The sequence below is a fragment of the Sphingomonas bacterium genome, from assembly GCF_903643035.1.
Taxonomy (GTDB): Bacteria; Pseudomonadota; Alphaproteobacteria; order Sphingomonadales; family Sphingomonadaceae; genus Sphingomonas.
The window spans coordinates 1-7,141 of sequence record NZ_CAHJWW010000143.1 but is presented as its reverse complement, the minus strand read 5'-3'; the positions used below and the strand labels follow the sequence as shown (position 1 = coordinate 7,141).

The 7,141-nt window shown below is 67.6% G+C and carries 10 protein-coding genes and 1 tRNA gene; 3 read left to right on the top strand and 8 right to left on the bottom strand.

From position 1 onward, the window contains the following. Window positions 1–390, top strand: a 390-nt coding sequence (locus HUV01_RS10005; RefSeq protein WP_174298123.1) for a formate dehydrogenase accessory sulfurtransferase FdhD, incomplete at its 5' end; no start/stop codon positions are given. 26 nt (window positions 391–416) lie between these two features. After that, window positions 417–1,013: a peptidylprolyl isomerase gene (locus HUV01_RS10000; RefSeq protein ID WP_174298125.1), complete on the top strand. Its 597-nt coding sequence runs from the start codon at window positions 417–419 to the stop codon at window positions 1,011–1,013. 7 nt (window positions 1,014–1,020) lie between these two features. Here HUV01_RS10000 and HUV01_RS09995 read toward each other — a convergent pair whose 3' ends face one another. The 4 genes from HUV01_RS09995 to HUV01_RS09980 all read right to left on the bottom strand — a co-directional run bounded on the left by HUV01_RS09995 (window position 1,021) and on the right by HUV01_RS09980 (window position 4,125). Then, a complete protein-coding gene (locus HUV01_RS09995; RefSeq protein ID WP_174298122.1) occupies window positions 1,021–1,410 on the bottom strand; it encodes an HIRAN domain-containing protein in 390 nt (129 codons plus the stop codon). A gap of 16 nt (window positions 1,411–1,426) precedes the next feature. Beyond that, window positions 1,427–1,503, bottom strand: a tRNA-Met gene (locus HUV01_RS09990). Window positions 1,504–1,632: 129 nt separating this feature from the next. Next, a complete protein-coding gene (locus HUV01_RS09985; RefSeq protein WP_174298121.1) occupies window positions 1,633–2,157 on the bottom strand; it encodes a 2'-5' RNA ligase family protein in 525 nt (174 codons plus the stop codon). A 48-nt stretch (window positions 2,158–2,205) separates the two neighbouring features. Beyond that, window positions 2,206–4,125 carry a potassium transporter Kup gene (locus HUV01_RS09980; RefSeq protein WP_174298124.1) on the bottom strand — a complete coding sequence of 640 codons (1,920 nt, stop codon included), beginning with the start codon at window positions 4,123–4,125 and terminating at the stop codon, window positions 2,206–2,208. Between the two features lie 391 nt (window positions 4,126–4,516). On the opposite strand from HUV01_RS09980, the gene HUV01_RS09975 reads away from it, so the two are divergent. After that, entirely contained in the window at window positions 4,517–4,735 is a 219-nt protein-coding gene (locus tag HUV01_RS09975; RefSeq protein WP_174298120.1) for a DUF3072 domain-containing protein, read from the top strand. A gap of 139 nt (window positions 4,736–4,874) precedes the next feature. Here HUV01_RS09975 and HUV01_RS09970 read toward each other — a convergent pair whose 3' ends face one another. The 4 genes from HUV01_RS09970 to HUV01_RS09955 all read right to left on the bottom strand — a co-directional run. After that, window positions 4,875–5,501 (bottom strand): tetratricopeptide repeat protein, encoded by a 627-nt coding sequence (locus HUV01_RS09970; RefSeq protein ID WP_174298119.1) that lies wholly within the window; start codon window positions 5,499–5,501, stop codon window positions 4,875–4,877. Continuing rightward, a complete protein-coding gene (locus tag HUV01_RS09965; RefSeq protein ID WP_174298118.1) occupies window positions 5,501–5,920 on the bottom strand; it encodes a cytochrome c-type biogenesis protein in 420 nt (139 codons plus the stop codon). The genes HUV01_RS09970 and HUV01_RS09965 overlap by 1 nt, the downstream gene beginning before the upstream one ends. Then, window positions 5,917–6,441, bottom strand: coding sequence for a redoxin family protein (locus HUV01_RS09960; RefSeq protein ID WP_174298117.1), 525 nt, complete (start codon window positions 6,439–6,441; stop codon window positions 5,917–5,919). Before HUV01_RS09960 ends, HUV01_RS09965 begins: the two co-directional genes overlap by 4 nt. Then, on the bottom strand, window positions 6,438–7,141 hold a 704-nt coding region (locus tag HUV01_RS09955; protein ID WP_302480040.1), incomplete at its 5' end, for a cytochrome c-type biogenesis CcmF C-terminal domain-containing protein. The genes HUV01_RS09955 and HUV01_RS09960, both read right to left, overlap by 4 nt.

Here is a 7,141-nt window from a genome sequence, read left to right as displayed (position 1 = left end):
CTCGCGGCCCTGCGCGAGCACCAGCCGCTCAACGCCGCGACCGGCGCGGTCCACGCCGCCGCCGCGTGCGACCGGACGGGCGGCGTCATCGCGGCGTTCGAGGACGTCGGCCGGCACAACGCGCTCGACAAGCTCGTCGGTCATCTGGCCTTGGCGGAGATGGCGGTCCCGCCACCCGCTTTCCTCCTGGTCACCTCGCGGATCAGCTTCGAGATGGTCGACAAGGCGCTGGTCGCCCGTGCGGCCCTGCTGATGGGCATCTCCGCGCCGACCAGCCTTGCGATCGACCATGCGCGCGCGCACGACCTGACCCTGGTCGCGCTTGCGCGGCCCGACGCGATGCTGGTGCTCAACGATCCCGGCCGCCTGTTCGAGGGGGAACTGACGTGATCCTGCCGATACTCGCCCTGCTCGCGATGCGTCAGGACGTCCCGCCGCCTCCGAAGGCGTCACCTGCACCCGCCTCGACGCCCCTGCCCGCGCCCGCGCCCGCGCCCGGCATGGTGCGCGTGGCGCTCGTTACCGGCGGCGGGCGGATCGTCCTCGATCTGGAGAAGGACCGGGCGCCGGTCACGACCGCCAATTTCCTGCGCTATGTCGACGGGCACCGGCTCGACGGGACGGTCTTCTACCGCACCGTCAAGGTCGCCCCACGGTTCGGCTTCGTGCAGTTCGGGGTGCAAAACGCCCCCGGACGCGTCCTCCCGCCGATCGTGCACGAGCCCTCGACGCCGACCGGCGTCACCCACATGGACGGCGCGATCTCGGTCGCGCGGCTGGCGCCGGGCAGCGCGCGCGGAGACTTCACGATCAACCTGGGCGACCAGCCATCGCTCGACGCGGATCCGACTCAGCCCGGCGACAACGCGGGCTATGCAGCGTTCGGCCATGTCGTCGAGGGGCTGGACGTCGTCGAGCGCATCCTCGACTCGGCCACCAGCGCCGGCGGAACCTTCAAGGGCGAGATGCTGGCGGAACCGGTGCGGATCGTCTCGGCACGGCGAGTGCCCTAGGAGCGTGTCAGGCGCCCCATAGCGGTCCGTCGGGATCGGGCGGGAAGTCGTCCGCCGGCGGCGGCTGGTCGCGGGCGGGGGGCAACGTCGGCACGCGCCCGCCGAACGCGATGCGGATCGTGGCGGCGCTACCGCTGACCTCCTGGAACACGGCGATGACTTCCTCGCCCGCGCGCAGCCGTCCGCCGATCCACGGCGCGCGTTCCGCGGTGAGATAGCCGATCTGGTGCCCGCGCGCGCTCAGCACCGCGACGGCGAAGCGGTCGTGCGGGTTTCGCGGCTCCGGTCGCAACCCGACGGGGTCGCCGGGATTGCATTGCAGGAGCTCGAAGCGCCTGTTGCTGCCGTCGCGATTGGGGAAGTCGATGCCCACGACGGCGAGGGAAAGCTCATCCATCGAGTCGCGGTTCCGTTGGTAGCGAAGGAGGGACTTGAACCCCCGACCCCAGGATTATGATTCCCGTGCTCTAACCAGCTGAGCTACTTCGCCCCAAGTCCACCGAGGTGGCGCCGCCCAACGGCGGGGTGGCGACCCCATAGAAAGGGGGTCTCACACGGTCAAGCGAACATGTGCCGCCGCCTCCAGCCGAACGCCGCGCCAAGCCACGCCATCCTTCCTTCAGGCGAACATGTGGCGCGACAGCGCTTCCCATGGGCCGCCGCGGTACCACCAGCTGGCGAGGCCCGCGATCCGGACCGGGCGCGCGACGAAGCCGGCCTGAAGGTGCGCCAGCAGCGCCCTTGCCGCGGCCGGCTCCACCTTGTTCTGGATGGTGACGTGCGCGCGCCACCCCTGCCGGTCCTGCGGCATCAGCAACGGGGCAAAGGCGTCGGCCAGGTCGGCGCGGATCGCCGCCAGCTCCTGCGACTCGATCCGGTAGGCGACGCCGCGCCCGAGCGACACCAGCCCCGCGAGCCGCGCGGGCGGCGCGGACACCCCGCGCGTCGCCTGGGACAGCCGCCGCTTGAGTTCGGGCGCGATGGCGGGCGGCAGGTGGTGGAACATCGTCAGGTGCGCGGCGAGCTGGTTGCGCTCGGGCGGGAAATGCGCGCGGCGCGCGGCGTCGAACCACGCCTGGTCCTCGGGCGCCAGCAGCGCGGTGAGGATAATGGGCGCGAGCAGCGTTTCGGGCGGTGCGTCCATGTCCCTGTCCGTATCTCGGTCCGTGTCCGGGTCCATCGCGGCCATCGATCAGATTTCGACCTGGCTGCCCAGCTCGACCACGCGGTTGGTGGGCAGGCGAAAGAACTCCATGGCGCTCTCGGCGTTGCGCAGCAGCCAGGCGAACAGCTTCTCGCGCCAGATCGACATGCCGGGATGCTCGGCGGGCAGCAGCGTCTGGCGCGACAGGAAGAAGCTGGTCTCCATCATCTGGAACTCCTTGCCGCATCCGTGGAGCCGTTTCAGGCTCGCGGGCACGTCGGGCTCCTCCATGAAGCCATAGCGCAGGATGACGCGATGGAAGCCCGCGCCCAGATCCTCGTGCCCGAACCGATCCGCCTCGACGGCGAACGGCGTGTCGGCGATCCGCACGGTCAACAGAACCACCCGCTCGTGCAGCACGCGATTGTGCTTGAGGTTGTGGAGCAGCGCATGGGGTACGCCTTCGGGCGTCGAGGTCATGAACACCGCGGTGCCGGGCACGCGGGCCGCGGCATTGGCGGCGGACTGGATGAAGACCTTCACCGGCATCGCCGCCTCGCGCATCCGCGCGATCATGAGCGATCGTCCCTTCGACCAGGTGGTCAGGATGGTGAACACGACCGTCGCGATCAGCAGCGGGACCCATCCGCCCGCCCGTACCTTCGTCAGGTTCGCGCTCAGATAGGCAAGATCGACCAGGAAGAACAAGCTGAGCAGCGGTATCGCGTACACCTTGGGCCAGTGCCACAGACGATAGATCGCGACGGTCAGCAGGCAGGTGTCGATCGTCATCGCCCCCGTGACGGCGATACCGTAGGCGCTCGTCAGGTTGGACGAGGTGCGGAAGAACAGGACCAGCAGGATCACCATGAACGCCAGCAGCCAGTTGACGAGCGGTATGTAGATCTGCCCCGCAGTCCGTGCGCTGGTATGCTCGATCCGCAGCCGAGGCACGAAACCGAGCTGGATCGCCTGTTGCGTGACGGAAAAGGCACCGGTGATGACCGCCTGACTCGCGATGATCGCCGCCATCGTCGCCAGGACCACCAGCGGCACTCGGAGGCCAGGCGTCGCCAGCAGGTAGAACGGGCTCTGCAGCGCCAACGATCCCATCCGGAACAGCAACGCGCCCTGACCCATGTAGTTGAGCATCAGCGCGGGCAGGACGAAGAACAGCCATGAGACGCGGATCGGGTTCCGTCCGAAATGCCCCATGTCGGAATATAGCGCCTCCGCGCCCGTCACCGCCAGCACGACGGAGCCGAGCGCCAGAAACGCGCGTCGCGGATCGGCCGCGAAGAACTCCGCTGCGTAATGCGGCGACAGCGACCAGAGGATCCCGGGCGTCCGCACGATCGACAGAAGTCCCAGACCGGCGATGACGACAAAATAGACCAGCATGACCGGTCCGAAGAACAGTCCCACACGCGCTGTGCCGCTCGACTGGATCGAGAACAGCGCGACCAGGATGACGAGACTGATCGGCAGCACCAGCGCGCCGAAGCCGGGTGCGACGATCGCTACACCCTCCACCGCCGACAACACCGATACGGCGGGCGTGATCATGCTGTCGCCATAGAACAGCGCGGTCGCAAAGACGCCGAGCAGGATGATGCCTTTCGTCCAGCGCTTCGTCTTGGTGTGATGCGACACCAGCGCGAGCAGCGCCAGACTGCCACCCTCGCCCTTGTTGTCGGCCCGCATGATTATCGTGACGTATTTCAGCGTGACGACGATCATCATCGACCAGAACATCAGGCTGACGACACCCATGATATGGGGTGGGTCGACCGCCAATCGATGGTGGCCGGCGAACGTCTCGCGAAAGGCGTAGAGCGGGCTGGTGCCGATGTCGCCGAACACGATGCCGATCGCGCCCACGGCCAGCTTCAGAAGCGGGTCGCGATGGTGCGTCGCCTCTGACGACAGGGAAACGGACGCCGGGATGGCGACGCCGTGCTTGTCCATGCTCACGGCCCGAGCGGAACCTCAAGAGGGCAGGTCATAACGGTTGGAGTTGCAGCGTACCGCCCCCGAGTAGCGCCGCACGCGCAGATACACCCGCGGGCTTCGCCCCGCAACGGGACTTTGCCGGTCGACCGCAGTTATGACGATTGCACAGATCAATCTAGAAGCCACGATGCGCGTGGAGACAGCCAGAAGAATCAGATACGCGTCCTTGATTGCCGCCGCGACGCCGCCTTGTTGGGACAGGCGATCCGATCCACCCCTCGCCGCGGGCCAAACGGATGAACGGCAGGACTCGCTGTAAGGCGACTGCCGAAACGCTCGACCTGCCGTTCCAAGCCGTGGAACGGATGAGGAACGTGGCGGTTATACGAATTGAAAGGACCTCATGATGAGCGAGACCGAGAACCCCAAATCGCATCCCACGTCCAACGCCGTGAAGGATCCAAGCGACTGGACCACGGGCGGCGAGCCGATGACGGGTGCGCAGGCAAGCTATCTCAAGACGCTGAGCGAGGAAGCGCATGAGGAGTTTGATGGTGACTTGACCAAGGGCGATGCATCCAAGAAGATCGATGAGCTTCAAGACAAGACCGGTCGAGGCAAGTAGCCCAGGACTATCGATGCTGGCGACATACTAGTCCGACCACTTCATATGTAGCTTCCATCACGGCGGAAGCTACATTCCTTCGATAAGACTTGAGTATCTACCGGAAATACCCAAGCAGCGACTGGAGTGACCCTCATGGTCACTGGCTTGGCTGACCTAGATAGGCGTGAAGCAATGCCAGGCGTGTCTGCATCTGCGCGCGATAAGGCTGGTTTGTGAGCGTGAGCGCCAAAGCTCTTCGCCAATATGGTTCCGCTTCGGCGAACCGCCCGGCACGGACGTAGACGAGCCCTGCGAAGAACGGTGGGCCGGGATGACCCGGCGACAAACGTATGGCGCGCTGAAACGCCAGTAATGCCGGTGGCGACATCTGATTGCCGTCGTGGATCGCTAGCGTAGTGCCAAGACCCGTCCAAAGCTCCACACTACCCGGATACCTACGGATACCACCGAGGATCACCTGTACCGCCGCGCCGGCATCGCCCGCGCGCAACATGGCGTCTCCCCATGTAAGATATGCCGCATCTACAGTGTAGCGGCCGAACAGGTCGCCACGCAGATCGATCAGGCCGGCATCCACCTCCAGCGGTTGCGCATTCGCCCGCGTCGGGCGCCCTGACAGCAATGGTCGTCCCTGGAGCGCATAGCCGGCCGCACCCAACATCAAGGCCGCGATGCCCATGCTCCAAAGCGATCGCGCAACGCCCAGGCGCCAAAGGAGCGCCGCGGCCGCTGCGCCGAGCAGGACGAGCGATACATACCCCATCAGCCGCGCGTTCGCCGCCGGAAGCTGCTGCGCGCGACCAAGACGCCGATGCCGAGCAACAGCAGCGGCGCGAGCCACAGCGGCGCGGTCACGGCATCGAAAGGCGGGTCGTAACTTACATAGTCACCGTAACGGGATATGAGCCAGCCACGGACCTGTTCGGGCGTTCGCCCGGCACGGATCCGCTCCCGCACCAGCGCGCGCATGTCACCGGCAAGATCGGCGTCGCTGTCGGCGATCGACTGGCCCTGGCACACGAGACAGCGCAGCTCGCCCATCAAGGCCTTGGCCGCCATCTCCTGCCGCGGGTCGGACAGCGCCCGATTGGCGAGCCCTGCCGGCGGCAACGGCGTGTCGGCCCGAGCGGGGAGAACCGCGGGCGCCAGCGCCAGCGCCGCGATGACGGCGATCCGCTTCATCGTGCGGCCCGTACAGCTGCGACGATAGCGGACACATCCTCGGGACGGATGTCGCCGACATGCTGGTCCATGATCCGGCCCGAACCATCGACGACGAAGCTTTCCGGTACGCCTGACGATCCCAGCGCGAGTTGCACGCGCGCCTCGCGGTCGTCGCCTATTCTGGCGTAGGGATCGCCGTAGCGGGCTAGAAAATCAGCCACCGCCGTCGGCGTGTCACGTACCGCCAGCCCGTCGACCTCCACGCCCCGCGCCTTCAGCGTCGCCAGTTGCGGCGCCTCCGCCGCGCAGGGGATGCACCAACTGGCAAAGACGTTCACCAGCCGCACGCGCCCATGCAGCGTTGCGCTCGCCAGGCCCGGCCGGCCGGGCAGCATGGCCGGCGCGACAAAGGCCGGCACCGGCTGACCGATCATGCGCGAGTAGACCGTCCGATCGGCCGGTCGCCTCAGGCCATATACCGTCAGCGCCACCAATCCCGCGAACACTGCCAGCGGAACCCAAAGCAGCCAGCGCCTCATGCCGTCCAGTACCGCCAGCCATCCCGCTCGCGCGCGCGTCGTTCACGGGTCACGCGGCCGACGAGCGACAGCGCACCGCCGATCGCGACCAGCGCGCCGCCCGCCCAGATCAGCGTCACGAACGGCTTCCACCACAGGCGCAACTGCCAGCGACCTTCCCCGTCCGGAGCCCCCAGCACCGTATAGAGCTGTCCGTCGAGCCGGGTCGCGATCGCACTCTCTGCGGTGGTCGTGGGCGGATCGGCGAAAAAGCGGGACTGGGGATGCAGAACGAGCGTGGTGTCGTCGCACGTCGCGGTCAGCCTGGCCTCGACCGCGGACCAGTTTGCGCCCACCCGCGGCGCCACGCCGTCGAACGTCACAAGCCACGGCCCGACCCTGTGCCCCTCGCCGGGCCGGGCGGCGACCAGCGTCTCGCGGGTAAAGGCACTGTCGCAGGCCATCCCGGCCAGCGCGACCGCGATGCCCAGATGCGCGACGACCATGCCCCAGGTGAACAGCGGCGTGCGCACCAGGTTCCGTCGCCACAGCGGCGCCACGCTCGCCACCGCCAGCCCCGCCGACACCGCAAGGCCCAGCAGCGGCAGCAGCGGCACGTCCCCGAGCCAACCGGCGAGCAGGGCGGCGACCGTCACCGCGATCGGCACCGCCAGCCGCCCGACCACCGCGTCCGGCCGATCGCGCCGCCAGCGCACCAGCG